1 protein-coding gene is annotated in these 417 nt (G+C 46.0%); it reads left to right on the top strand.

The features are described from left to right. Window positions 1–417 (top strand): flavodoxin (locus C6366_RS21255; RefSeq protein ID WP_107740657.1); only part of this gene is annotated, 417 nt, incomplete at both ends.

Below are 417 nucleotides of genomic sequence, written 5' to 3'. Positions count from 1 at the left end.
GCAATATTTTATGGCTCATCCACCGGGAATACCAAAACGGTTGCCCACTCAATTGCAGATAAATTAACTGGTTGTGATGTGCATATTGCCGATATCTCCAATGCTGCTGCCGAACATCTGACAGAATTCTCCTGTTTGATATTTGGTACTTCAACCTGGGGATATGGCGATATTCAGGACGATTGGGAGTCTTTTCTGCCGAAACTTAAAAAGGCTGACCTGAATGGGAAAAGAGTTGCCTTGTTTGGATTGGGAGATGGCGAATCATACCCCGATACTTTTGTGGATGGTATTGCTGATATTTATGATGCCGTGCTTAAATGCGGTGCTCAAGTTGTGGGGCAGGTGCCTACCGATGGTTATAATTTTTCCGAGTCGCGGGCGGTAAAAGATGGCGTGTTTGTGGGGCTTCCGCTC

It is taken from the genome of Desulfonatronum sp. SC1 (assembly GCF_003046795.1).
In the GTDB taxonomy this organism is placed as follows: domain Bacteria; phylum Desulfobacterota; class Desulfovibrionia; order Desulfovibrionales; family Desulfonatronaceae; genus Desulfonatronum.
Note: the sequence above shows the minus strand (reverse complement) of the source record. Positions and strands in the feature narration are given on the sequence as shown.